Raw genomic sequence first — 227 nt, forward strand, 5'->3', positions numbered from 1 at the left:
TCTCGCGTTCGCCGGTGGTGTCTTCGCCGGCCCGATCGCCGCGCACGCCAACCCCGTCGACGCCAAGCCCACCGCCGTAGCGGTGCAGACCACGGCCGCGAAGCCGCAGGGCGCGCAGTCGCACATCGACCTCAACGGTGAGCAGACCGGCAACGTCAAGGCGATCATCGCCGCCACGAAGAAGGCCGGCCTGCCCGAGCGCGCCGCGGTCATCTCGATCGCGACGA

1 pseudogene is annotated in these 227 nt (G+C 71.4%); it reads left to right on the forward strand.

Features of this window, described 5'->3' with window-relative positions:
* Positions 1–227: pseudogene (locus ACLQ27_RS32185) on the forward strand (hypothetical protein); the annotation flags it as partial.

Source organism: Micromonospora sp. DT63, from assembly GCF_049841615.1.
In the GTDB taxonomy this organism is placed as follows: Bacteria; Actinomycetota; Actinomycetes; order Mycobacteriales; family Micromonosporaceae; genus Micromonospora.